Raw genomic sequence first — 24,358 nt, 5'->3', positions numbered from 1 at the left:
CCAGGAATGACAAAAAAACAGCTTCTCGGATTGATCATTGCTTTATTCGGCATCAGTATGTTTTTGCAAATTATCGGAATAGGCGATCTGCTGTTTTGGCCGCTCTTTTTTCTGATTGCCGGCTATTTCCTTAAAAAATATTCCCGTGATTGGCTTGGCTCCGTCATGTATATCTTTGCCGCGTTTCTATTTTTGAAAAACCTCTTCAGCATCACCTTTAATTTATTCGGCTATGCGTTTGCCGCATTTCTGATTTACGCCGGCTATAGGCTTATCAAAGGGAAGCCGATATTTGAACCGAATGAGAAACAGGTCAATCTCAATAAAAAAGAACATCATGAGACGCCAAAAGATGTAAAACATCCCGACATGCGCAGCTTTTTTATCGGAGAGCTGCAAATGATGAAGCAGCCGTTTGACCTGAATGATTTAAATGTCTCTGGTTTTATCGGTGATATCAAAATCGATTTGTCTAAAGCGATGATTCCTGAGGGAGAAAGTACAATCGTCATTAGCGGAGTCATTGGAAACGTTGATATTTATGTACCATCGGACCTTGAAGTGGCTGTCAGCTCGGCTGTTTTTATAGGAGACATCAATCTGATCGGCTCGAAGAAAAGCGGATTAAGCACGAAGGTATATGCCGCGTCAACCGATTTCAGCGAGTCAAAGCGCCGGGTCAAAGTGTCCGTTTCCTTATTTATCGGTGATGTGGATGTGAAGTACGTATGAGAAAAAAAAATGCTTGCCAGCCTCCAATGGCGCGCCATCCGCATGACAACGGGAATCAGCCTGCTCCTTTTTGTCTGCCTGATTTCCTTTATGATGTTTTACTATCGGCTCGATCCGCTTGTTTTGCTGTCATCGAGCTGGTTCGGAATTCCATTTGTCCTGATTTTGCTGCTGATCAGCGTGACCGTCGGTTTCGCCTCAGGGTATATGTACGGCAATCGGTTGAAGACAAGGATTGATACATTAATTGAATCCATTTTAACCTTTGAAAACGGCAATTTCGCTTATCGGATACCGCCGCTCGGTGATGATGAAATCGGCCTGGCCGCCGATCAGCTGAACGAAATGGCGAAGCGCGTGGAGCTTCAAGTCGCATCCCTGCAGAAACTTTCCAATGAACGTGCGGAATGGCAGGCGCAAATGAAGAAGTCGGTTATCTCAGAAGAACGCCAGCGATTGGCCAGAGATCTTCACGATGCGGTCAGCCAGCAGCTCTTTGCAATATCGATGATGACATCAGCCGTGCTGGAACATGTCAAGGATGCTGATGACAAAACAGTCAAGCGGATCAGGATGGTCGAGCATATGGCAGGCGAAGCCCAAAATGAGATGAGGGCGCTGCTGCTCCATTTACGGCCTGTTACCCTTGAAGGAAAAGGGCTGAAGGAGGGTCTTACGGAGCTTTTGGACGAGTTCCGAAAAAAGCAGCCGATTGATATTGAGTGGGATATACAGGACACAGCGATATCCAAGGGTGTTGAAGACCATTTGTTCAGAATCGTGCAGGAGGCCCTTTCAAACGTATTTAGACATTCAAAAGCGTCAAAAGTAACCGTGATTCTGGGCATAAAGAACAGCCAGCTCCGTCTGAAGGTGATTGATAATGGAAAAGGCTTTAAAATGGACCAGGTAAAAGCATCCTCATACGGCTTGAATTCTATGAAAGAACGTGCAAGTGAAATCGGCGGGGTCGCCGAAGTGATTTCAGTAGAAGGAAAAGGCACCCAAATCGAAGTGAAGGTCCCGATTTTCCCGGAAGAAAAAGGAGAGAACGAACGTGATTCGAGTATTATTGATTGATGATCATGAAATGGTCAGAATGGGGCTCGCGGCTTTTTTGGAGGCGCAGCCCGATATTGAAGTCATCGGCGAAGCATCGGACGGCAGCGAAGGTGTTCGGCTTGCTGTGGAACTGTCGCCTGATGTCATTTTAATGGACCTTGTCATGGAGGGAATGGATGGCATTGAAGCTACAAAGCAAATTTGCCGGGAGCTTTCCGACCCGAAAATTATTGTGCTCACTAGCTTCATTGATGATGACAAAGTGTACCCGGTTATTGAAGCTGGCGCGCTCAGCTATCTGTTGAAAACCTCAAAAGCGGCAGAAATCGCTGATGCCATCCGCGCCGCAAGCAAGGGAGAGCCGAAGCTGGAGTCAAAAGTGGCGGGAAAAGTATTATCCAGGCTGCGCCACTCAGGTGAAAACGCGCTCCCGCATGAATCACTTACGAAACGGGAGCTCGAAATACTCTGCCTGATCGCAGAAGGAAAGACAAACAAAGAAATAGGCGAGGAACTGTTTATTACGATTAAAACAGTCAAAACACATATTACCAATATTTTATCAAAGCTGGATGTCAGTGACCGGACGCAGGCGGCGGTGTACGCACACCGAAATCATCTCGTAAATTAGGCGGTTGCTATTTGTTTGCGCCTTTCGTTCCGAAGTCTCTGACAATCACATTGACCCGGTAGTCTATTTCCGCATTGCTGAAATAATCATCATCCCATTTTCTTGAAATCTTTTTCCACTTTTGAGGATAATGAATTCTGACCTCGTTTCCCAGCCCGGTGACGTCCGCTTTGATCTCTTTCTGGAGTTTCCCTGTAATAAATGCTGTTACTGTATCGTGTACCCGTTTTTCAACTGTCTTTTCAATATTTTTGATATATGAATCCTTAAACGAATCTTCATTGGGATTCCAGTCTTCAGATAGACGCCCTTCAATATTGCGAGTGACAGTGAATTTGAACTTTCCGTCCTTATAGGCCGTCTTGATCTTCCGATTGCTCGAATATACTTCATAAGAAAAGAGATGGCCATCGCGCTTCAAGTCAATGACGCCTCCCTCGACAGTGCCTGAAAATAAGTTGATATTTTGAACCTCAATCGGGGTGAGATCCCGGTGCCATAATTTATTTTTTATAATAGTGGCTCCGTTTATTGCGAGCTTACCGTTTTCCTCACCGACATGAGGGATGAGGAATGAATCGTCAGAGGTTAAGTGTTCTGAAATCTCCCCCAATGTAACAGGCTCCATCATTCTGATCGTAACCTTATTATTCTCTGTCAGATCATAAATCACATTGGATGCGGGCTCGCCTTCATCATTCTTTTTAAATATATCCTTAGTTCGGCCGTCGGTGATAAAGACGTACGAACTCCTCCTTGTTCCGTTGTCTCTGACAAACTGGTTAATGATCGCATCCATTCCAATCTCATCCGCAATCACGCTCTTGGAAAGCAGAATGAGACGCAAATGCTGTGAAAACGTAGGGTTATGCTTTAATGCAGATGTTCTCATCATTTGATGGACAGTTTCACCCTTTGTGATAGAAAGCTGTGTCGGGTCAGAAGAAGTGCCCTCCTTGGAGCTGATTTTTTTCGGCACGAGAATTTGCTGTGTCAGCTCTAAATTGTCATCGTCAGGCTTGTCTAGCCCTACTCCGATCACTAAGCTTAATTCCTCGATATTCTCACTGTCCCAGCATCCGGACAGCAATAGGGTGCATATAAACATACATAAAATCCGGATTTTCATTTTGCTGTAATCCTCCTCTTGAGAGCTACAATGAAAAAGAGAATGAAGGGAAGCAGAAACAGGGAGACAAAAATATAGCCAAGATAATCGCTATACATCATGACTTGATTGGCGTCATCCGGCCAGAGAGAAAAATAAAAGACCGTTATGCCGATAATCACCATGCTTGTTTTAGTCGATAATCCGAATGTCTTCTTTAGCCCGTTAGCGGCAAAGTATCCGTAAATGACAAATGTGGTGAAAAACTGGATGATCCAGACCACCAGTAAAAACGATTCAAACCGTTCAATGAATATGCCTTTAAGCTCAAAGGACTGAAAGAGAGAAATAGTCGGCCAAATCAGCGTTTTCACCTCGGGAGCGGTCAAAGCTCCGACAACGATAATATACGTCAGGATATATAAGATAATCGGAATCAAAAATCCTAGAGACGCATATCTGAACGTGTATTTCTTTTTCTTCATATGTTCAGGGAGAAACAGCATCACTTCCATTCCTAAAAAAGAGATGGAAACGACAGTAAGGGAGTTTGCAATGGGGCCAAGGCCTTGGCCTAAAACAGGACGCAAATTATTGATATCAAAAATTTTAAAACTGATTCCGAATACAACCAGCAAAATAATAATGGTTACCGTTAAATAAAAGGGAAACAGCCGCGACACATCACTTAAACCTCCAATTATTAAATAAATACCGCAGCAAATAAACGTTAAAATAATGACTTGAATTGGGGTTCTCTCCAGCAGGAAAAACTTCACCATTTCAGCCATTGCCCGGGTCTCGAAGCTGGCTACGCCGAGGAAATAGCCGCAGATCAAAAGGCCAATGATGCTGCCGATCCATTTCCCAAGCCCTTCCTGCAAATACTCAAAGAGTGAAGGGTATTGATGTTTTTTCTGAATGAGCGTGTTTAAATAAATGAAGAAAATAAAAATGAAACCTTCTAATATCAGCGTGATCCAGCCGTCAGGCGTATTAGCCTTAGTGGTCAGCGCTCGCGGCAATGTTAAAAGTCCGGCCCCAAGCATTGTATTTGCAACAATAGAAATACCTTGAAAGGTATTAAGTTTCAGTGGAGTCTGTTTTTGGCTCATTTGGATTATTCGCCTCTTTTGGTTTGTTTTTAATGGGGAGACGGATAATGGAGTCACTCGTATTTTTCAGGCTGAAGAATCCATTCGGCGAAAAATACGGAGACCCAAAGCTCGTTTGTCTCGTTAAGTGCGTATATACGACAAGCATAAATAAAATAATCCCATACAGCCCTAGAATAGCGGCGGAAAACATCGAAATAAAACGCAGCACCCGGAAAGATAGACCCATTCCGTATTGAGGAACGGTAAAGGATGCCAGGGCAATGACACTGACGACAATGACCATAATCGAACTGACGAGATTCGCTTCTACAGCCGCCTGTCCGATGACTACGCCCCCGACGAGACCGATCGTCTGTCCGAGCGGATTGGGGAGACGCAGCCCGGCTTCCCTCAGCAGCTCGATGGTTACTTCCATCAGCAGGGCTTCAAATATCGGAGGGAACGGCACGTTTTCCCTGTTTGCCGAAATCGTGACGGCGAGCGCGGTTGGCAGCAGCCCTTGATGGAAGGAAACAAGTGCAATATAAATCGATGACAAAAACAAGGTGATAAAGATAGAAGCAAAGCGCAGCGACCGGATAAGAGATGCTGAAATCCAGCGTTCATAGTAGTCATCCGGGGACTGCATCAGGATGCCGAGAGAAACCGGCACCAGCAGCACAAATGGTGAACTGTCGACTAAAATTGCCACACGGCCGTTAAACAGGGCTGAAGATACTTTGTCAGGTCTTTCCGTATTTTGAATCTGCGGAAATGGTGAATATTTATTATCTTCAATGAGCTCCTCGAGCGTTCCGCTGTCCTGGATATCTTCCAGCTGGATATTTTTAAGCCGCGCCTTCACTTCTTTTATGACGGACTTTTTTGCTTTGCCTTCAATGTACATAATGGCTGCAGGCTTCAGCTTGTTTTCGCCGATCATGATTTTTTTGGTGATCAATTTGGGATGAGAGGTTCTTTGTCTGATCAGAGCGAGATTTGTATCAATATCCTCTACAAACGCAACTTTTGGGCCGCGTACCACTTTTTCAGTTGTCGGCTCTGTCAGGCTTCTTGTTTTTTTCTTTCCTGTGGTCAGAATATAGGCTTTATCCAATCCGTTGATAAACACAGCACAATTGCCGTTGAGAATCGATTCAATCGTTTTTTTTGCGGTTTCAATAGGTCTTGCGTCAAGCTGGTCAAGGCGTTTTTTGACCTGGTCAAGCGTTAAGGTCTCCTCATCTTTAATCAAAGTTTTAATGGCTTCTGACACCTTATTCTCATCAGTCAGTTCACTGAAATAGAGATAGTAAAAAACCAGTCCGTTCGCAAGCATTTTTTTGTTTTTCACCAGATCATCGTTTTCTTTTAATTTTGGCAGCACCAATGCTAAATTATCGTGTATATATTCCTTAAACTCTGTTTGTTCCAATGAGGTCACCTCTTATCCAAAACCTTAGTAGAGGTTATCTTTTCCTGTTAAAAAAATGATATACTGTGTTAGAGTATTTCATGGAGTAAGTTTTTTTATGAAAGCGGAGGATACGAAGTGGCACAGGTAAGGCTAGCTGGAAAACAAGAAGAAATTGAACAGCTCATTAGATCATTTGAAAAGCATTATGATGTCTCTTATACATCAAAGGAGTACGGTAGGACGAATCCAAAATACAAATATTCAAAGGATTCCCGCGTATATCTTGAATTAAAATTAAAATCTGCCAAGATCGAAAAATAAAAAGGATTTTTTGTGTCATTGGCGAATTATGATCTATTGAAGCAACCGTTATGGAGGGATACATAAATGGAATACAGAATTGAACGAGACACCATGGGAGAAGTAAAAGTTCCTGCTGATAAATTTTGGGGCGCCCAAACACAGCGAAGCAAGGAGAACTTTAAGATCGGTTCTGAAAAAATGCCGATGCGTGTTGTGAAGGCGTTTGCAATCTTGAAACGAAGCACTGCTCTAGCTAATAAACGCCTCGGCAATCTGGATGCTGAAAAAGCAGAAGCGATTGCAGCGGTTTGTGATGATGTGCTCAAAGGCAAGTATGATGATAACTTCCCGCTTGTCGTATGGCAGACCGGAAGCGGCACACAAAGCAATATGAACATGAACGAAGTGGTAGCCAACCGTGCGACTGCTTTATTAAAAGAGAAGAACTCTGATCAAACGATTCATCCAAATGATGACGTGAACCGAAGCCAAAGCTCAAACGACACATTCCCGACTGCGATGCATGTTGCCGCTGTTTTGGCTGTTTACGAGCAGCTTGTGCCGGCGCTTGATCAGCTTCGCAATACACTGGATGAAAAAGCAAAAGCATACAATGATATTGTCAAAATCGGACGCACGCATCTTCAGGATGCTACGCCACTGACCCTCGGACAGGAAATCAGCGGATGGGTTCACATGCTGGACCGTTCGAAGGAAATGATTTTGGAAGCGACAGATAAAATGCGTGCGCTTGCAATTGGTGGAACGGCTGTCGGAACGGGTATCAACGCCCACCCAGAGTTTGGAGAGCTTGTCTCAGAAGAGATCACTAAGCTGACCGGCCAAACGTTCAGCAGTTCACCCAATAAATTCCACGCGCTGACAAGCCATGACGAAATCACTTATGCGCATGGCGCATTAAAAGCGCTTGCGGCTGACTTAATGAAAATCGCGAACGATGTCAGATGGCTCGCAAGCGGACCTCGCTGCGGCATCGGGGAGATCGTCATTCCTGAAAATGAGCCGGGAAGCTCCATTATGCCTGGTAAAGTCAACCCGACACAAAGCGAAGCGTTAACAATGATCGCAGCGCAAATCATGGGGAACGATGCGACAATCGGCTTTGCGGCGAGTCAGGGGAACTTTGAACTGAACGTGTTTAAGCCTGTTATTATTTACAACTTCCTGCAATCTGTGCAGCTGCTCAGTGACGGCATGAATTCATTCCATGATAAATGTGCTGTCGGTATTGAGCCTAATAAAGAAACCATTCAGGAAAACCTGTCAAATTCATTAATGCTTGTTACGGCGCTGAACCCGCATATCGGTTATGAAAACGCGGCGAAAATCGCCAAGCTTGCCCATAAAGAGGGATTGACGCTCAAAGAAGCAGCTTTGAAGCTTGAGTTGCTGACAGAGGAGCAATTTAACGAAATGGTTAAGCCGGAAGACATGGTAAAACCAAAGGCGTAATAGAAAGAAAAAACGGCTGCTTTTTAAGCAGCCGTTCTTCTAAATATGTTGCTGTTTTAATAAATATTTAAGCTGCTCCGCATCTTTGGCGAGAGCTTCAGACTCCGTCAGATTATGAATCATTCCTTTTATGATCGCCAGCTTCGGTGTTTTTTTCTTCATTTCTGCTTCAAGTATGTCCAAGCTCTCCGATAATTCAAGAGAGGAGTTTGTGTTTAAGCTGTTAATTTTGTCACGTAGGCTTTTCACAATCGATTCAGTCAGCGGGTCAGGCCGTCCGTGCGTAAGAGGCCCGAATAAAGAGCTCGCCTCTTCCAATGTGATGAAAGGCTTATCGTTTCGTTCAGACATGCCTTTTACCATATCATCAATTCGATTCATAATGATATCAGCTAATTGAGACGGCTTCACAGTGTACCCTAGCAAAATCATGCATTCCAGGTAAATCTGGCTGATGCCCTCTATTAAAAAACAAAGCTCTGCAGTGTACGGTTCCGCTTTTTTTCCATAGATGTTCAGCAGGCTGTCGATATGAAATTGAAGTGAGGACTGGCGGATTTTTTTTGCGCATTGCTCCACTTCTTCTGTGTAAGGCAGAGAACCCTCCTTCAACTGCATGCTGATAAAATCTTTGTGTTCAAGAATGTTTTCATAGAGGACGGTCAGCTGTTTACGGTAAGCCGTTCTGGGGCTGTCGCCCTTCGTTTTAATATTTAAAATTCGGGTAAACGTTTTATCATAATAGTAGTTCAGCATAGAGAGAAGAAGCGCTTCTTTCGAAGGAAAATAAATATAAAAAGCGCCTTTAGATATTTTGCATTCTTTTGCGATTTCCTGAACTGATGTTGAGTTGTATCCTTTTTGGGCAAATAGTTTTAAGGCTGTTTCAATAATCAGTTTTTCTTTTTCCTTCAATGGTTCCACCCTTTCGGAGCCCGGAGGCCTGCTAGGATATGACCATATAGTCACACCGTCTGTTATAAAATTAACCTTATTGTAACTTGTTTTTTTATCATGTATTATTTATATTATAAATTGAGATGACCGAATGGTCAAAGCTCAAGCGAAAGGGTGAATCTAGAATGAGAGAATTGGACGAAATGATCAGCCGCTTGCGAAACAGAGGAATCAAAGTGGAGAAAGTCAAATATCCGAAGCAGACCTTGTCAGAGAAAAAATGGGTTCATCAATGCAAACAGCCGCTCAAAACAAATTACAGAGATTTTAACGGCTATTCTTTCACATAAAAAAATAGACTGCAAAACATCTACAGTCTATTTTGGCACTGCTATGCGGTATGTTACACCCGTTTTGTCATTTTCAATTGAGATAGATGCCTTATGAAGAGTTAAAATTCGTTTTACGATGCTTAGACCAATGCCGAATTCGCCTTTCTTCCCTTTATTAAAAGGCTCATAGAGGCTGGAGAGCATCTCATCTTCAATATGCGGACCGTCATTTTTAATGGTGATCACGATATTTCGATCATCTTGTTTCATGCTGATTTCTATTTTTGTCTCAGCATAGCGGATTTGATTTTCCAGAATGTTTTCAAGGAGTTTGTTCCATTGCTCCGGATCGCCCGGCATCAAAATATCCTCTTCAACATCAATTTCCCACGATAGTTCTTTCCGCGCCCACTTCAATCGTTCGATGACTTCTTCTGTCACTTCCACAATACTGAACATGTCGTGCTGCACTTTTTGCTTCGCTAAATAATCCAGCTTCGTTAAATATAATAAATCCTTTATTTTTTTCTCCAGCTTAAGAGCTTCGCATTCAATAACATCTACAGTGTTTTCAAGGTCTCCTTTAGGAAAAATCCCGTCTTTAATTGATTGTGTATAGCCTCTGATGACCATGACCGGCGTTTTTAAATCATGAGAGATATTTTGCAATAGAGTTCTTTCTGTTTCATCCTTTTGCACAAGCTTTTGGCGCATCTCTTCGATCGTATGGCCCAATTTGCCGATTTCATCTTTCCGATCCACTTTTACTGGGTCATCCCAATCCTGTTCAGAAATCCGTTTGACGTGTTTTTCAAATGATACAAGAGGCCTTGATAAATACTTTGCAAGCCAAATAGCCGGAATCCAGCTTAATAAAATGACCACAGCTATAATAAACAGAAGCTGTTTGAACAAGGTATAGGCCAAATCGTCCCGATAAGAATCAAGTGCGTAAGAGAGCATCATCGCTGATTGTCCATTGACGGAAAGTCCCTTTTTAATGACAAAAAACACTTTCTCTCCATTGACGTCGGCGCTGTAACGTTTCTTTTTAGCTTCCTGCTTATCAGCCAGCTTGTACACCTTGTGGATAAATGAAGATGACAGAATGCTTAAATCCTTGTCTGAAGAAGCCTCTTCATTTTCAGGAAGGAGCACGTGCTGTACGGAGCGGACAGTTGTCGGCGCCGTCGCTTCCTCGCTGTAATAGCGCCTTTCAATCGAACCTGGCAGGCGGTACTCTGTCAGAACATGCTGCTCATTTTCGATCGTCGTATACGTTTCATTAGTGAAAAAATCTCGCAGCGTGTTTGAAAATAACACAAGCAGTAAAATCGATATCGCTAACAGGATGCCGGATATGACAACCCATATCTGAAACGCGAGCGGCTTGTTTTTCATGATGACATCATCCTGTAGCCGAAACCGTAAATCGTCTCCACCTTCAATTCAGGCATCTTTCTGCGCAGTCTCCGGACGAGATCATCAACGACCCGGTCTGTTCCGAAGTAGTCATGCCCCCACACTTTTAGGAGGATATCCTCACGAGAGTACGGATGCCCTTTATGATGGATAAATAATAGCAGCAGATCAAATTCCTTTGACGTCAAATTGATGATATTCCCGTTTTCGTCATAGACCTCGCGGGCGTCTTCAGCGACCCGATACGAGGAGACGGCAATTTCATTTTTTTGTACAGGAGGAGCTTCCTTATATACGAGCTGCAGCAGCTTTTGCACACGGATAATCAGCTCCCGCGGCAGAAACGGCTTTGAAATGTAGTCATTGCTGCCAAGCTCTAAGCCAAGCACTCTGTCAATATCCGCATCTCGGGCGGAAATAAAAATGACCGGCACGTCAGGATCTTTCGCCTTGATTTCTTTTATTAATGTATAGCCGTCGGTATCCGGCAGCATGATATCGAGAATCCATAGGTGGGGAGACGGTGTCATGTTCTTTCTGGCGTCTTCACCTTTCGTAAAAGATGTAATGTTCCAGCCCTCATTCTCTAAATACTTCGTCAGCAGTTCATTCAGGTTATCCTCATCTTCAACTAGATAAATGGTGTATGACAAGGCTCTTCACATCCTTTCAACGTCATTATAAACTAGTTTTAACATACGGCAGGCAATTTTCATAATTTCACATATTCTTTTCATTTTTATCCCACAATGTTTGTTTATGATATGTATAAGGGAAGAAAGGAAGAGAAAAAGAGCGAGGAAGATGTAGGATGATCAAACATATTCTATTTTGGTGCTTTGCTTTTCTCCTCATTATTGGGACAATTGAACTTGTACATGCGATGAATATGTAACGATAAATGAATAACCGTTAAAGGAGTGGAAGAACATGGATTATCGACGTGATGGCCAAAACGATCAACATCAAACTGAACCTTCACATACAGAACAGCAGAATACAGAAAACCAGAAACTGATAGGACATTCTGAACAAGAATTGCTTGACGCGCCTGTGTCGTATGAAGCGGGACGGCAGGAAACGGCTTCTGCTTTAGAAATGGAAAAGCAAGAAACGGCTGTGAAAAAAGAAAAGAAACGGAGAGCCGCATGGCTGAGCCCGATTTTAGGCGGTATTATCGGCGGGGGCCTCATGCTTGGCATCGCGCCTTATCTGCCGTCAGACCAAAATCAGGCGACCGAGACCGCTTCTGCAAATAAACAGGTGCAGTCTGATAATTTTACAACGGCGCCGATAACGAACGCATCAAACATCGCTGATATGGTAGAGGATTTAGAGCCTACGATTGTCGGAATCTCAAATATCCAAACCTCTCAAAATAACACATTCGGCACGGGAGGAGGCTCTAGCTCAGAAAGTGAAAGCGGAACCGGGTCAGGTGTTATTTTCAAAAAAGACAGCAATAAAGCGTATATCATTACAAACAACCATGTCGTTGAAGGCGCGAACAAGCTGACTGTTACGCTATACAACGGAGAAACGGAAACTGCCAAGCTTGTCGGCAGCGATACCATTACTGATTTGGCAGTTTTGGAAATCAGCAGCAAGAACGTCAAAAAAGTGGCGAGCTTTGGTGATTCTTCACAGCTGCGCACGGGCGAAAAGGTAATCGCTATCGGTAACCCGCTCGGGCAGCAGTTTTCCGGTACGGTGACACAAGGCATCATTAGCGGATTGAACCGGACAATTGATGTGGATACAACACAAGGGACGGTGGAAATGAACGTGCTGCAAACTGATGCAGCGATCAACCCGGGGAACAGCGGAGGCCCATTAATCAATGCAAGCGGCCAGGTCATCGGCATCAACAGCTTGAAGGTGAGCGAAAGCGGCGTGGAATCACTTGGATTTGCGATCCCAAGCAATGATGTCGAGCCGATTGTTGACCAGCTGCTGCAAAACGGGAAGGTGGACCGTCCGTTTTTAGGCGTGCAGATGATTGACATGTCACAAGTTCCTGAAACTTATCAGGAAAATACGCTCGGCCTGTTTGGAGATCAATTGGGCAAAGGTGTTTATGTAAAAGAAGTTCAAGCAAATTCACCGGCAGAAAAAGCAGGTATTAAATCTGAGGATGTCATTGTTAAACTAAACGGTAAAAACGTGGAAAGCAGTGCGGATATCCGTCAGATCCTTTACAAAGACTTAAAAGTCGGAGATAAAACAACAATCCAAGTGCTGCGAAAGGGAAAAACGAAAACGTTGAACGCGACACTGACCAAGCAGACAGAAAGCCGTTCAAGCTAAGAAAAAAACAAAAAGCTGAACCCAAATAGGGTTCAGCTTTTTTTATCCTAAGTAAGAGGAAAGCATCCACACTTGTTTTTCAACTTCTTCAATTAATCCGACAAACAAGTCCGCTGTCGCATTGTCTTGATTTTCTTCAGCCAGGCCGATCACGAATTTAGATTCGCTGCTGATTTGTTTGTAGTCGTTTACCAATGCTTGTACCATTTCTGAAGCTGATGTTTCGTTTCCGCCGTCTGTGATAGATGCATGCTCAGTGTATTCTTTCACTGTGGCAACAGGCTGTCCGCCAATCGCCAGCAGGCGCTCAGCGATGGTATCGACTGTTTCAGCCGCATGGTCATAAAGTTCTTCAAATTTCTCGTGCAATGTAAAGAAATGAGGCCCTTTCACATACCAATGGAAACGGTGGAGCTTAGAGTATAAAAGAAACCAGTTTGATAATTGTGTGTTCATTGAATTCTCAACTAATGTTTGATTTGTTTTTGCGTTTTCAGTTTTCATAAGATAACGTCCTCCTTGTGATCTGTTGTTTTAATTATATCATATACTAAATAAAAATCAATACTAAATTATAATTATTATAATTTGGGTCATCTGAATAGCTTTTTCTTCAGGATAGACTCCCACGCAGACCAAGGAAAAAGCGATCGGAATAGCAGGGTGAGCCTGATGCCCTTTCCGATCGGGTATCGCAATTTCTTGATGTGCTGTTTTGTTGCCAATTGGTAAATGAGGTCGGCAACCTCTTGGGGATCTCCGCTTTCTTCTCCGTTTTTTTGAACGTAGGAAAGGATCTTTTTATAGTATTGATGATAGGCTGAATCGTCAGCAGGCACCGACATAAAATTTGATAATGACGTTGTCCAGATCGATGTCTTGTATGAGCCCGGCTCGATCAAAGCGGTTTCGATACCGAACGGAAGCAGCTCGATACGAAGGCTTTCAGAAAAACCTTCCAATGCATGCTTGGAAGAAACATATGGTGACAGCGCTGGGAATCCGGTCAGTCCGCTGATGCTGCTCACGTTTATAATCTTTGCGCCGCCATGCTTTCTTATGTAAGGCAGAACGGTTTTTGTCACATGGATCACACCGAAGACATTCGTTTCAAATTGTTGTCTGAAATGTTCCATCGGCACATTCTCGATAAATCCTCCATAAGCCGTTCCGGCATTGTTAACGAGTAAGTCGATCGGGGCGTAAGCACTAACGGCTTTTCCGAATGAGACTATAGATTGTTCATCGGTGACATCGAGAGCTGTAATGTGAATAGAATCAGACACATTGTGTGCTGCAGCCAATTCCCGAAGCTGTTCCGCTTTTTCAGGCTGTCTTGATGTGGCTATCACGAAAAATGATCGGGCAAGCTTTACAGCTGCCAGCAGACCGAAGCCGCTGGACGCTCCCGTTACGATTGCTATTTTTTTATTCATCCTAACCCTCCTATTAAACTGCTACAGCTATTGTACAATCCTGAACAGGAAATGACGTCTGTAAAAGAAATTTTTATACAACAATTCAGAATTGTTCTATAATAGAACGAAAGAAGGAAAGGGGTTTTGTGATATGGCGCTGCAAGGGGTAGGCCAAAGATGGGATCTTGATTCATTTTTTAAGGGCGGGAGCCAATCAGAAGAATTCAAAGGATATATTGAGAAGCTGTCACAAAGTCTGCGTGCATTTCAAGACAGGACTGATGCGTTTCAGGTGCCTGAATCGCCTGAAGAGGCTGAAGGGCTGACCGCGTTGCTTGATTTATTCGAACAGACATCCGTCAAGCTTCAGCAGGCCGGCGCTTTTGTTGCTTGCCTCCAGGCCCAGAATATCAATGATCAAAAGGCTATAGAGCATCAGGCACTCATGAACCGGCTTTCCGCAGATTTTCAATCGTCGCTCGTTACATTAGATCATAAACTTGTGGACATTAATCAAGACGTGTGGAATGAATTGTTAACAAAACCGGGATTGCGCGATGTATCTTACATATTAAATGAAAGAAGACAGAGGGTTGCCGAAAAGCTTAGCCCCGGTAAAGAAAAACTGATCGGAAACCTTGCGGTGGACGGATATCACGCTTGGAGTGACTTATACAATATGGTTGTCGGGAAAATGACGATCCCGTATGAGGAAAACGGTGAAAACAAGCAATTGTCTGTCGGTCAGGCGGAGAATATGATGGACCATCAAGACCGTGCTGTCAGAAAAACAGTATATGAACGTTTCCGCCAAGCTTGGGAGAGCAAGCAGGATCTTTTCAGCAGCACGCTGAATCATTTGGCGGGATTCCGGCTTGAAACCTATAAAGCGCGCGGCTGGGAGAATGTCCTGAAGGAACCGCTGCAAATTAACAGGATGAAAAAAGAAACACTTGATACGATGTGGCAGGTCATCACTGAAAACAAGAAGCCGTTCGTTCAGTTTTTGAACCGGAAAGCATCCATGCTCGGCCTTGAAAAACTCAGTTGGTACGATGTCGAGGCACCGATCGGTTCTGACGGAAAGGTCTATTCATATGATGAAGCCGCAAATATCATTACCAGCCAGTTTTCAACGTTTGGCAAAAAGCTGTCCTCATTCACTGAAAAAGCGTTTCGGGACGGCTGGATTGAGGCGGAAGACAGGAGTGGAAAAAGAGTCGGCGGCTTTTGCACGAGCTTTCCAGACAGTGGGGAATCCCGGATTTTCATGACATTTTCGGGCAGCGCCTCAAATGTCTCTACTCTTGCGCATGAACTCGGGCACGCGTTCCATCAGGAAGCAATGCTCGACGTCAGGCCGTTAAACCGCTCCTACGCCATGAACGTTGCAGAAACAGCTTCAACGTTTGCAGAGATGATAGTGGCGGACGCGACTGTCCAGCAAGCCGAGACCAGGGAAGAAAAGATTGTTCTTCTGGAGGATAAAGTGCAAAGAAGTGTTGCGTTCTTCATGAACATTCACGCAAGATTTCTATTCGAAACGAGATTCTACGAGGAACGAAAGCGGGGAGTGGTACCGGCCAGCCGCTTGAATGAGCTGATGGAAGAGGCGCAAAGAGAGGCATACTGCAATGCGTTAGAAGAATATCATCCGCTTTTTTGGGCATCAAAACTTCACTTTCACATCACGAGGGTGCCGTTTTACAATTTCCCTTATACATTCGGCTACCTGTTTTCTCTTGGCATTTACGCGCTGGCGCTTGAAGAAAAAAACGCATTCGAAGAGAAGTATATGGCGCTATTGCGAGATACGGCTTCTATGACAGTGGAGGATTTGGCCATGAAGCATTTGGGTGCTGACATCACGAAGCGCGATTTCTGGGAGAATGCCATCAAGCTGGCTGTGCGTGACGCCGAAACCTTTTTGCAAATGACCGAATCTTAAAGAAAAGCCGTGGCGTTATATGCCTCGGCTTTTTCAATCCTTCTCTGAATGAGGATTTCATTCTCTGGATATACCTAAAATAAATGGAATCCTACAGGGGGGAAACATATGCATTTGGTCAGAGCAGCCGGGGCTGTATGTCTCGCAGTGGTTCTGATTGCGGGCTGCCGTCTCAATGAAGATCAGCAGCAGGCAGAAGGAGAAAATACAGCCGTCACCCAGCTGAAATCCGTTCCTTACAGCAATTTTTCGCTTCGTGTGAGCTACGGGGATGGTGAGCATAACCGTTATGAAGGAATCTATACAAAGAACGGGACTCAGGAAAAAGCGGAAATACAGGATAAGCTCTCCGGTGTCAATCAGGAGGGAGAAGAAGCATTGGATGAGATGAAAATGATTCTGAGCGAGCTTTCCGTGACAGACCAAATGGCTGAAACAGAAGTGATACACAGTGTGCTGGCAGCATTTAATCTGGACAGTCATTATGATCATATCGATTTAAAATTGAAACTGAAGGACGGCTCCATCAGAGAAATCAAGAAGTAATCTTGTGATAAAAAACCCATAAACGTCAATTATGTCCATAAAACTAATTGAAAATGATTTTCAAAGTCAGTGTTTTCTGCTACAATGAGGGATATATGACCATATCAAATGGCTGAATATCGGAATCACTTGCATTGATGACAATTGACTTAAAAGCATGTATATAGAAAACGTGCAATACATAGTGCTGCTAAAAGCCAGCAAAAAGGAGCGGTTATGGGTATGAGTGCAATTTCTACAGAAACGCTGAGCTTAGGATACGGGGATGCCGTTATTATTGATGAGTTGAATTTAACAATTCCCAAAGGTGAAATTACCGTATTTATTGGCAGCAATGGCTGCGGAAAATCGACACTTTTACGTTCATTAGCGCGCCTGATGAAGCCGAGAGGCGGTTCAGTACTGCTGGAAGGAAGAGCCATTGCCAAGCTTCCGACGAAGGAAGTCGCAAAAGAGCTCGCAATCCTGCCCCAAGGTCCTTCGGCTCCAGAGGGGCTGACGGTGCATCAGCTGGTGAAGCAAGGAAGATATCCTTACCAAAACTGGCTGAAGCAATGGTCAAAAGAGGATGAGGAAGCAGTTGAAAGAGCGCTTAAAGCAACAAAGCTTGAGGACATGGCTGACCGCGCCGTTGATTCTTTGTCAGGCGGACAGCGCCAGCGGGCTTGGATCGCGATGACGCTTGCCCAGGAAACGGATATCATCCTTCTTGACGAGCCGACGACGTATTTAGACATGACGCATCAAATTGAAATTCTTGATTTGCTGTTTGAGCTGAATGAAAAGGAAGACCGGACGATTGTTATGGTTCTCCATGACTTAAACTTGGCGTGCCGCTATGCGCATCATCTTGTGGCCATAAAAGACAAACGGATTTATGCAGAAGGCCGTCCGGAAGAGGTCATCACTTGTGATCTTGTGCAAAATGTGTTTTCTATGAACTGTCAGGTTACACAGGACCCGCTCTTCGGAACGCCTCTTTGCATTCCTCATGGCAGGGGCAGATGCATTGTCCAGGAAGCGGCTTTCACATCACATGGATAAATAACGCTGCGAAGGAGCTTTCAATTGAGAAAGCTCCTTGCTGTTTTTTCGAAAGGAAGATGGAAAATGGAACAAAAACTTCAGGAGCAGCTGGATGGATTGCTGGAGAAGTATACTGAGCTTCTGCTTGGTGAAACAAACGATGAGCTAAAAGAAGAAGTGAAGCAATGGATTTTGTACACCCATATAGCCAAAAGCATGCCTCCGCTCGCTAAGCATTGGAATGCGACATACCCCGACGCAAAGCAGGGCATTAAAGAGATCATTCAGCATATTAAGGAGTTAAATGAAGCGCATCGAAACAAACAATAGCCAAAAAGCAGTCTGTTCATTATAGCAGACTGCTTTTTTGTGATTCAGCCGTTTTATCTGGCGCAAAGGAATCCATAAAGGTTCTCAGCGCGCTGCTGATAAACGAATCTTTTCGAACAATAAACTCTGTTTTCATCTGGCTGAGAGCTTCAGGCAACGGGTACAATCGAATTGATCCTTCTGCTTCATGTTTCTGCACAACCGTTCTTGGCAGCAACGAGATGCCAAGACCTGCTGTAACCCCGCCGATAATTGCTTCAAGCGTCCCAAATTCCATAATGACCGGCTGTGTGACACCGACGGAGCGCAGCCATTTTTCAAGTGTTTCTCGATACGAGCAGCCTGTGCTGTATACGAGAATCGGCTTTGTGATGGCTTCCTCAACATCGGGCACGGAGGCAGCCGAAACAACTACTGGTTCTTCTTCAAACGCAGGATAGGATTCGAGCTCAGGATGATGGCATTCGCATCCGATAAACGCGCCGTCCAATTCATAACGAAGAACTTTATCAAGGAGAAATTGCGTATGTCCTGTTGTTAAAGACAGCTGGACGTTTGGATGTTCTTCATAATAAGATGCCAGGAGCTTTGGAAGCCTTACCGCGGCTGTTGTCTGAGTGGAGCCGATCATAAGCGGCCCGCTTGGTTCTGCTGAGGATGAGAGCGCTTTAGACGCTTCATCCAGCAGGCCGATAATTTTATTTGCGTAGTCCAGCAGCAATTTTCCGCTTGCAGAAAGTGTCATGCCCCGATTATGGCGCAAAAACAGTGTGGTACCCAGCTCAGCTTCCAATTGTTGAATTCTGGCCGTGACATTCGATTGCACATAGCCAAGCTGCAAGGCTGCTTTCGTAATGGTCCCTTCACGGGCTACCAATTGAAACACACGTAAATCTCCGCTTTCCATTTTGAACTCCTCCGTTCGTTTGCTATCAATCTGAGTGATATCTAGTATCTTTAACAATCATTATACGTAACATCAAAGCTGGATTACAATGGAATCAGAAATATACTTTAGTCAACAGCAAGGAGTGGCGGCAATGAATGTCTTGAACAAAATAGCTCTCGTAACGGGGGGCGGCACAGGAATCGGAAAAGCAGCCAGTATGGAATTGGCAAAGCGCGGGGCGATTGTGGCGGTGAATTATTCACGCTCGCAATCAGAAGCGGAGGAAACAGTGGAAAAGATTCGAAAAGCTGGCGGGCAAGCCTTCGCCATCCAAGCAGATGTATCCAAAAACAGCGACGTGCAGGATATGATTCAAGCAATCGTGAACACACACGGCACGGTTGATATTTTAGTCAACAATGCCAGCATTACATGGCATATTCCAATGGATGATCTTGAGGCTGCGACAGAAGACATATGGGATGAGCTGTATGCCGTCAATGTGAAAGGGATGTTTTTCTGCGCGCGGTCAGTGGTTCCGTTCATGAAGAAAAGCAAGGCCGGGGCGATTGTAAACGTCGGCAGCATCGCAGGGGTAACTGGTGCCGGCTCATCTATGCCTTACGCAGTATCAAAATCAGCGGTGCACGGTTTAACGAAATCATTGGCCCACGCCTTAGCGCCTGAAATCAGAGTAAGCGGTGTAGCACCAGGAGCTGTGGCAACGAGATGGTGGGCCGGCCGGGAAGAAAAAATGAAAAGCATGATTGGCTCTTTGCCGCTGCAGTGTATTGCTGAACCAGATGATGTTGCCAAATTGATTTGTTCACTAATTGAACAGGAATCACTCACAGGCCAAATTATCACAATTGACAGCGGACAGACGCTGTAAAGAAAGGAATGCAGGGAGATGCCATTTGTACAGATTCATTTACGGTCGGGAAGAAGCGAAGCGTGGCTTCAAAAACTGAGCAGGACTATCCACCAATCGATGATTGAAGAAATCAATGTGCCGGAAGATGACTATTTCCAAGTCATCAGACAATATGAAAAAAGCGAATTTTTTTATGATCCATTTTATCTCCAAGTCGAGCGTACTGATGAACTGATATACATTCATTTTACACTGAAACAGTCAAGAACAACTGAACAGAAAAAAGCACTTTACCGCTCAATCGCGAGTCGGATTCATTCCGAGCTTGGTGTCAGAAAAGAAGATGTGTTTATCATGCTGGCCGGAAATCAGGCTGAGGATTGGTCTTTCGGAAATGGAAGAGCCCAGATGATTGAATAAAAACCCCCGCGGATTGATACCCGCGGGGTGCTCTATTAATGGGAAGGTGATTCAACGGCTTTTGCCGCTTTCTCTTTTTCTTGTTGGTCTTCCGTTTTCTTATTTGATAGCTTGATAGGTTTTAAGAACAAGGTGAATACGGCTCCGACTGCGATAAAGATCAGGCCCGTATAAAACACGCTGTGGAGCGAATCCATCAACGATGTTTTTAAAATCGGCACAATATGGGATGAGAAAGCCGCAGGGATTTGTTTGACTGCGTCCGGACTGAACAGTGATTGCAGCAGTCCTTGCGGATTTGTATCAATCATACCCTTTAGCTGGGCGGCAAACGAGCTTGCCTGTGCCGGAAGAGAGTCTAAATATGGCACCAATTTATCTGTTAATAGATTTCCTGATCTCGCATTCATTACGGCTCCCAGCATGGTAATGCCGAATGTTCCGCCGATAGAACGGAAGAATTGGCTGGATGAAGTGACAACTCCAAGCTCCTCCTTCGAAAAGCTTTCCTGTAAAGCCAATGTCAGAATCGGCATAACAAGACCCATTCCCAGACCAATAATCGCCATAAAAGATGTAGCGACAAGCTTGCTTGTATCGAGATCCAATGTCGTTAACAGCAGGAATCCGCCGGCCATAACCAGCATGCCTGTAATGATTTGCGGTTTAATCCCAATTTTATAAACAAGCTGTCCGCCGATGATACTTGTGATAATCATAGAAATCATCATCGGTGTCATAATTGTACCCGATTCAGACGCACTTACACCGACAATTCCCTGCATAAAGAAAGGAACAAACGTAATGGCGCCAAACATACCGATACTCATAAAGAAGCCGATCAAGTTTAGAAATGTAAATGTTCTGTTTTTAAATAAATACATTGGCAGGATTGGCTCTTTTGCTTTTGATTCTACGATGATAAAGCTGACAATGCCGATCAGTGCGAGAGCGAACAACCCAAGAATCTGCCATGAATCCCATGCATAATCTTTTCCGCCAAAGCTTAAGGCGAGCAGGAGGCTGACCACACCGACAATCATTGTGAAAATACCAGCGATGTCGAAGTTGATCGGACCAGTCTGCTGACGTCCCTGTAATCCTCTGGCAATAAAAATAACCGCAATAATTCCGACTGGCAGGTTAATATAGAAAACCCATTTCCAGTTTAACGAGTCTACAATCCAGCCGCCGATTTGCGGCCCAATCACTGAAGCCAGCCCGTAAATTGCGCCAAAGACACCTTGGAATTTAGCACGCTGTTTTCCTGTGAACAAGTCACCGATGACAATCATCGCCATCGGCATCATGATGCCTCCGCCGATTCCCTGCAGTCCACGGAAGATAATCAATTCTGTCATGTTGTTGGCCATTCCGCACAAAGCAGAAGCGGCCATGAAAATAATTAAACCTGATACATAGACAATGCGGCGTCCCAATAAATCAGCCAGTTTACCGGCAATTGGAACAATGGTTGTTGATGTTAACAAATATGCAGTTGTCAGCCAGGTCATCATGCTTAAACCGCCCAGATCACCGACAATTTTCGGCATGGCCGTTCCGACAATGGTACCGTCAAGGGCTGAAAAAAACATGGCAATAATTAAGCCTGTTATTAATAACGTTCGTTTTGATTGTTTGCCTTCTTTACTCATTTTCATCCATTTCCTCTTTTCATGTTTTGCTTTTCATCCGTTTCTGCTGCTTGTGCGAGCTTTGCTGTAATATGCGCCGCCTGCAGCATCTCCTCCTCCGTCAAAAAGGAAAGATAGCGCGCCATAATGGCCTTTCTGCCTGCCAAAATCTCCTCGAACTTTCTGTCTCCTTCGTCAGTAAGACTGAGATCAATCACTCGCCTGTCTTTTGTGTTGTGTGTTCTGGCGATAAGATTTTTTTGTTCAAGGCGATCTGCCATCAGCGTCACCGCGCTTGGCTTCACCTCCATACGCTCGGCAATTTCAGAAATTTTGAGGCTGCCGTGTTTCTTTAGGCTGGCCAGCACAAACAGCTGCGCTGGGGTGACACCTTGTTTCTCCATGCTTTCCAGCATTTCAGGCTGTATCTTTTGAAAGAGCGCCTGAAGCGATAATTGGATATCGGACATTAACTGATCCGCACTCTTCATATTCAATTCCCCTCTGTTACATACACTGTATATATATTTTGATAACAAAATAGTTAATGCTTATTAAATATAAATAAGCGTAAATGAAAAGTCAACTGATTTTACACAAAAAAAGGATAGATGCCCGAAAGAACATCGTATCCTTTTACTGATATTGTTATTGCTGATAAGGAGACTGCTGCTGAATGGTCTGCTGGAATTTTTGATAGGACTGCTGCAGCTTTTGTGCATCCTCCGCTTCAACAGAATACCATCCATATTGGAACATGAGGTCATACAGTTTTCTTTGCGCTTTTTGTGACTCATCAAAAATGGATTGAATATCCTGATAAAGAGACTCGTGGCTGAATTCGTGCAAGGCAGTGCAATAAGCTGTTGTCATGTATTTTTCGGTTGTCAGCAATTCGTTGACGAAATCTCTGTCATTCATTTCCGATGTTGTCGGTACAGGTGTCTGCGGGTTGCTGATTTTTTGATTTTGCTGATTCATTCTGGCGCCTCCTTATTGGATGTAGCCGGACTGCTGCTGGCCTGGCTGCAGGTGCTTTAATATTCTTTGATAGTGATCATGATGCATGTGTCCGACGCGGTCGAGTTCTTGCTTTAACGTTTGATCCTGGCACTGCTGCGCCATGAAATGTGCTTTTTTCATCGCGAGCAAATTCCAGTTCAGCATGTCATTGAGATACAAATGATCCTTTGTCGAAATAACGGAAGGCGGCATTTGAGATTGCTGCTGATTATCCATTGTGATCCTCCTTTGGTTTCTGTTCATTTTATAGTTTCCTTCAGACTGGGAGTTATATACAGGTGTTTTGAAGATGACGGCGGGAGGGAGTCGGATGTTGAGACATGTGTTTTTATTCTTATCTCAAAATAAAACACTTACCAAGTTCGCAAAAGCATACGGAACGCGGCTTGGAGCACGAAGGTTTGTCGCAGGGGATACGATTGAATCGGCGGTTAAGACCGTCAAAAGGCTAAACAGATCCGGTTTGTGTGCAACAATTGATTATTTAGGCGAGTATGCAGCTTCGGAAAAAGAAGCGAACCAAGTCGCAGAGGAATGCAAGAAAGCCATTCAAGCCATTGCCGAACATCAATTGGATTCAGAGCTTTCACTTAAGCTGACCTCAATCGGGCTCGATCTTTCAGAAGAACTTGCTCTTACTCATTTGCGCGCCATTCTTTCCGTTGCGAAGCAATATGATGTTGCTGTGACCATTGATATGGAAGACTATTCGCATTATGAACAGACACTTTTTATTTACAGGCAATGCAAACAGGAATTTGAGAAGCTCGGCACGGTCATTCAGGCGTATCTGTACCGGGCGGCAGAAGATATCAGAAAGATGCGGGACTTAAAGCCGAATCTCAGACTTGTAAAAGGCGCTTATAAAGAATCTGCGGCTGTAGCGTTTCCTGACAAAAGAGGAACGGACCTTCATTTTCAGAGCTTAATAAAGCTGCAGTTGTTAAGCGGGAACTACACGGCTGTCGCCACACATGACGATGACATCATTGCATTTACGAAACAGCTCGTCGCCGAACATCAAATCCCCGCGTCGCAATTTGAGTTTCAAATGCTATACGGCATCAGGCCGGAGCGTCAGAAGGAACTCGCCAAGGAAGGCTACAGAATGCGTGTGTATGTCCCATATGGAACGGACTGGTTCAGCTACTTTATGAGAAGAATTGCCGAACGGCCTGCCAATGCAGCGTTTGTGTTAAAAGGAATTTTGAAAAAGTGAAAGCAGCCGCGGGAAGCAGCTGCATTATGATTGTTCCATGTTATGTTTTTTATACTGCTGATTTTGACTTGTCCGTTTTCCGCCGCCGTAATGCTGAGTCGGACCGGCATCTCCTTTTACGCTCGCCGCGCTGACTGCCGCTGAAGACGGATTTTTTTTCTCTCGTACCATTCCCTTCACCTCCGGGCTTAAGTTGCCCGACTTTTATAGGCTTCATACAAAAAAATAACAAATTAGCTATTGAAGTCGA

At 44.4% G+C, this 24,358-nt stretch carries 28 protein-coding genes; 14 read left to right on the top strand and 14 right to left on the bottom strand.

Translation table 11 applies throughout. From position 1 onward, the window contains the following. The first annotated feature begins 6 nt into the window (after positions 1–6). Genes liaF through liaR form a run of 3 tightly spaced genes read left to right on the top strand, consistent with a single transcriptional unit; the run spans position 7 to position 2,425 of the window. On the top strand, positions 7–732 hold the full coding sequence (gene liaF / locus AC0OMU_RS17660) for a LiaRS two-component regulatory system accessory protein LiaF (RefSeq protein WP_100505807.1): 726 nt from the start codon (positions 7–9) through the stop codon (positions 730–732). Between the two features lie 9 nt (positions 733–741). Continuing rightward, positions 742–1,812 (top strand): two-component system sensor histidine kinase LiaS, encoded by a 1,071-nt coding sequence (liaS, locus tag AC0OMU_RS17655; RefSeq protein ID WP_474241381.1) that lies wholly within the window; start codon positions 742–744, stop codon positions 1,810–1,812. Next, a complete protein-coding gene (gene liaR, locus AC0OMU_RS17650) occupies positions 1,790–2,425 on the top strand; it encodes a two-component system response regulator LiaR (RefSeq protein ID WP_003243201.1) in 636 nt (211 codons plus the stop codon). The genes liaS and liaR overlap by 23 nt, the downstream gene beginning before the upstream one ends. A gap of 7 nt (positions 2,426–2,432) precedes the next feature. On the opposite strand, the gene gerAC is transcribed toward liaR, so the two are convergent. Genes gerAC through gerAA form a run of 3 tightly spaced genes read right to left on the bottom strand, consistent with a single transcriptional unit; the run spans position 2,433 to position 6,065 of the window. Next, complete coding sequence (gene gerAC, locus AC0OMU_RS17645) at positions 2,433–3,554, bottom strand: spore germination receptor protein GerAC (RefSeq protein WP_015384607.1); 1,122 nt, start codon at positions 3,552–3,554, stop codon at positions 2,433–2,435. Next, positions 3,551–4,648, bottom strand: coding sequence for a spore germination receptor protein GerAB (gerAB, locus tag AC0OMU_RS17640; protein WP_047183155.1), 1,098 nt, complete (start codon positions 4,646–4,648; stop codon positions 3,551–3,553). Before gerAB ends, gerAC begins: the two co-directional genes overlap by 4 nt. Next, entirely contained in the window at positions 4,617–6,065 is a 1,449-nt protein-coding gene (gerAA, locus tag AC0OMU_RS17635) for a spore germination receptor protein GerAA (protein WP_015483677.1), read from the bottom strand. The genes gerAB and gerAA overlap by 32 nt, the downstream gene beginning before the upstream one ends. Positions 6,066–6,182: 117 nt before the next feature. Between gerAA and AC0OMU_RS17630 the strand changes: the two genes are divergently transcribed. Both AC0OMU_RS17630 and fumC read left to right on the top strand, forming a co-directional pair. Then, positions 6,183–6,368 carry a YvzF family protein gene (locus AC0OMU_RS17630; RefSeq protein ID WP_003221676.1) on the top strand — a complete coding sequence of 62 codons (186 nt, stop codon included), beginning with the start codon at positions 6,183–6,185 and terminating at the stop codon, positions 6,366–6,368. A gap of 66 nt (positions 6,369–6,434) precedes the next feature. Further along, positions 6,435–7,823, top strand: a complete 1,389-nt coding sequence (gene fumC / locus AC0OMU_RS17625; protein ID WP_003228523.1) for a class II fumarate hydratase — start codon at positions 6,435–6,437, stop codon at positions 7,821–7,823. A 39-nt stretch (positions 7,824–7,862) separates the two neighbouring features. Here fumC and AC0OMU_RS17620 read toward each other — a convergent pair whose 3' ends face one another. Beyond that, positions 7,863–8,738 carry a TetR/AcrR family transcriptional regulator gene (locus AC0OMU_RS17620; protein WP_003243192.1) on the bottom strand — a complete coding sequence of 292 codons (876 nt, stop codon included), beginning with the start codon at positions 8,736–8,738 and terminating at the stop codon, positions 7,863–7,865. Positions 8,739–8,905: 167 nt separating this feature from the next. On the opposite strand from AC0OMU_RS17620, the gene spxO reads away from it, so the two are divergent. After that, positions 8,906–9,070: an anti-adapter protein SpxO gene (spxO, locus tag AC0OMU_RS17615; RefSeq protein WP_003221681.1), complete on the top strand. Its 165-nt coding sequence runs from the start codon at positions 8,906–8,908 to the stop codon at positions 9,068–9,070. 27 nt (positions 9,071–9,097) lie between these two features. Here the strand turns inward: spxO and cssS are convergent, their stop codons facing one another. Together cssS and cssR are read right to left on the bottom strand one after the other, a co-directional pair. Further along, a complete protein-coding gene (gene cssS / locus AC0OMU_RS17610) occupies positions 9,098–10,453 on the bottom strand; it encodes a two-component system sensor histidine kinase CssS (RefSeq protein WP_003228527.1) in 1,356 nt (451 codons plus the stop codon). Continuing rightward, complete coding sequence (gene cssR, locus AC0OMU_RS17605; protein ID WP_015384604.1) at positions 10,450–11,127, bottom strand: two-component system response regulator CssR; 678 nt, start codon at positions 11,125–11,127, stop codon at positions 10,450–10,452. The genes cssS and cssR overlap by 4 nt, the downstream gene beginning before the upstream one ends. A 277-nt stretch (positions 11,128–11,404) precedes the next feature. Between cssR and htrB the strand changes: the two genes are divergently transcribed. Beyond that, positions 11,405–12,781 (top strand): serine protease Do-like protein HtrB, encoded by a 1,377-nt coding sequence (gene htrB / locus AC0OMU_RS17600; protein ID WP_474241380.1) that lies wholly within the window; start codon positions 11,405–11,407, stop codon positions 12,779–12,781. A 42-nt stretch (positions 12,782–12,823) separates the two neighbouring features. Here the strand turns inward: htrB and mrgA are convergent, their stop codons facing one another. Both mrgA and AC0OMU_RS17590 read right to left on the bottom strand, forming a co-directional pair. Beyond that, a complete protein-coding gene (gene mrgA / locus AC0OMU_RS17595; RefSeq protein ID WP_014477938.1) occupies positions 12,824–13,285 on the bottom strand; it encodes a metalloregulation DNA-binding stress protein MgrA in 462 nt (153 codons plus the stop codon). Between the two features lie 89 nt (positions 13,286–13,374). Further along, positions 13,375–14,217, bottom strand: coding sequence for an SDR family oxidoreductase (locus AC0OMU_RS17590; protein ID WP_474241379.1), 843 nt, complete (start codon positions 14,215–14,217; stop codon positions 13,375–13,377). Positions 14,218–14,350: 133 nt separating this feature from the next. Between AC0OMU_RS17590 and AC0OMU_RS17585 the strand changes: the two genes are divergently transcribed. From AC0OMU_RS17585 to AC0OMU_RS17570, 4 genes are all read left to right on the top strand, one after another. Beyond that, positions 14,351–16,147, top strand: coding sequence for a M3 family oligoendopeptidase (locus AC0OMU_RS17585; protein WP_474241378.1), 1,797 nt, complete (start codon positions 14,351–14,353; stop codon positions 16,145–16,147). Between the two features lie 108 nt (positions 16,148–16,255). After that, the gene (locus tag AC0OMU_RS17580) at positions 16,256–16,693 is read left to right on the top strand and encodes a YusW family protein (protein WP_017696422.1); all 438 of its coding nucleotides are present in this window, start codon (positions 16,256–16,258) and stop codon (positions 16,691–16,693) included. A gap of 216 nt (positions 16,694–16,909) precedes the next feature. After that, positions 16,910–17,737, top strand: a complete 828-nt coding sequence (locus AC0OMU_RS17575) for an ABC transporter ATP-binding protein (RefSeq protein WP_010886609.1) — start codon at positions 16,910–16,912, stop codon at positions 17,735–17,737. Between the two features lie 24 nt (positions 17,738–17,761). Next, positions 17,762–18,049, top strand: coding sequence for a YusU family protein (locus tag AC0OMU_RS17570; protein WP_003228549.1), 288 nt, complete (start codon positions 17,762–17,764; stop codon positions 18,047–18,049). A gap of 19 nt (positions 18,050–18,068) precedes the next feature. Here the strand turns inward: AC0OMU_RS17570 and AC0OMU_RS17565 are convergent, their stop codons facing one another. Next, on the bottom strand, positions 18,069–18,956 hold the full coding sequence (locus AC0OMU_RS17565) for a LysR family transcriptional regulator (protein WP_474241377.1): 888 nt from the start codon (positions 18,954–18,956) through the stop codon (positions 18,069–18,071). A 133-nt stretch (positions 18,957–19,089) separates the two neighbouring features. On the opposite strand from AC0OMU_RS17565, the gene AC0OMU_RS17560 reads away from it, so the two are divergent. Both AC0OMU_RS17560 and AC0OMU_RS17555 read left to right on the top strand, forming a co-directional pair. Then, positions 19,090–19,830 carry an SDR family NAD(P)-dependent oxidoreductase gene (locus AC0OMU_RS17560; protein ID WP_047183151.1) on the top strand — a complete coding sequence of 247 codons (741 nt, stop codon included), beginning with the start codon at positions 19,090–19,092 and terminating at the stop codon, positions 19,828–19,830. A gap of 18 nt (positions 19,831–19,848) precedes the next feature. Further along, complete coding sequence (locus AC0OMU_RS17555; RefSeq protein ID WP_015483672.1) at positions 19,849–20,232, top strand: tautomerase family protein; 384 nt, start codon at positions 19,849–19,851, stop codon at positions 20,230–20,232. Between the two features lie 35 nt (positions 20,233–20,267). Here the strand turns inward: AC0OMU_RS17555 and mdtP are convergent, their stop codons facing one another. The 4 genes from mdtP to AC0OMU_RS17535 form a co-directional block, all read right to left on the bottom strand. Continuing rightward, positions 20,268–21,893, bottom strand: coding sequence for a multidrug efflux MFS transporter MdtP (mdtP, locus tag AC0OMU_RS17550; RefSeq protein WP_015384597.1), 1,626 nt, complete (start codon positions 21,891–21,893; stop codon positions 20,268–20,270). Continuing rightward, positions 21,890–22,357: a MarR family transcriptional regulator MdtR gene (gene mdtR, locus AC0OMU_RS17545; protein WP_042974696.1), complete on the bottom strand. Its 468-nt coding sequence runs from the start codon at positions 22,355–22,357 to the stop codon at positions 21,890–21,892. Before mdtR ends, mdtP begins: the two co-directional genes overlap by 4 nt. Before the next feature lie 157 nt (positions 22,358–22,514). Then, positions 22,515–22,847, bottom strand: a complete 333-nt coding sequence (locus tag AC0OMU_RS17540) for a spore coat protein (RefSeq protein WP_003222766.1) — start codon at positions 22,845–22,847, stop codon at positions 22,515–22,517. Positions 22,848–22,859: 12 nt separating this feature from the next. Then, positions 22,860–23,105 carry a hypothetical protein gene (locus AC0OMU_RS17535; RefSeq protein ID WP_003228567.1) on the bottom strand — a complete coding sequence of 82 codons (246 nt, stop codon included), beginning with the start codon at positions 23,103–23,105 and terminating at the stop codon, positions 22,860–22,862. Positions 23,106–23,199: 94 nt separating this feature from the next. Between AC0OMU_RS17535 and AC0OMU_RS17530 the strand changes: the two genes are divergently transcribed. Then, positions 23,200–24,108, top strand: coding sequence for a proline dehydrogenase family protein (locus tag AC0OMU_RS17530; RefSeq protein WP_015384595.1), 909 nt, complete (start codon positions 23,200–23,202; stop codon positions 24,106–24,108). Positions 24,109–24,132: 24 nt separating this feature from the next. On the opposite strand, the gene AC0OMU_RS17525 is transcribed toward AC0OMU_RS17530, so the two are convergent. After that, positions 24,133–24,279 (bottom strand): YuzL family protein, encoded by a 147-nt coding sequence (locus AC0OMU_RS17525; RefSeq protein WP_003240817.1) that lies wholly within the window; start codon positions 24,277–24,279, stop codon positions 24,133–24,135. Positions 24,280–24,358 lie beyond the last annotated feature (79 nt).

This window comes from Bacillus sp. FAU18, assembly GCF_056033885.1.
This window is presented reverse-complemented; position numbering and strand designations above follow the sequence as displayed.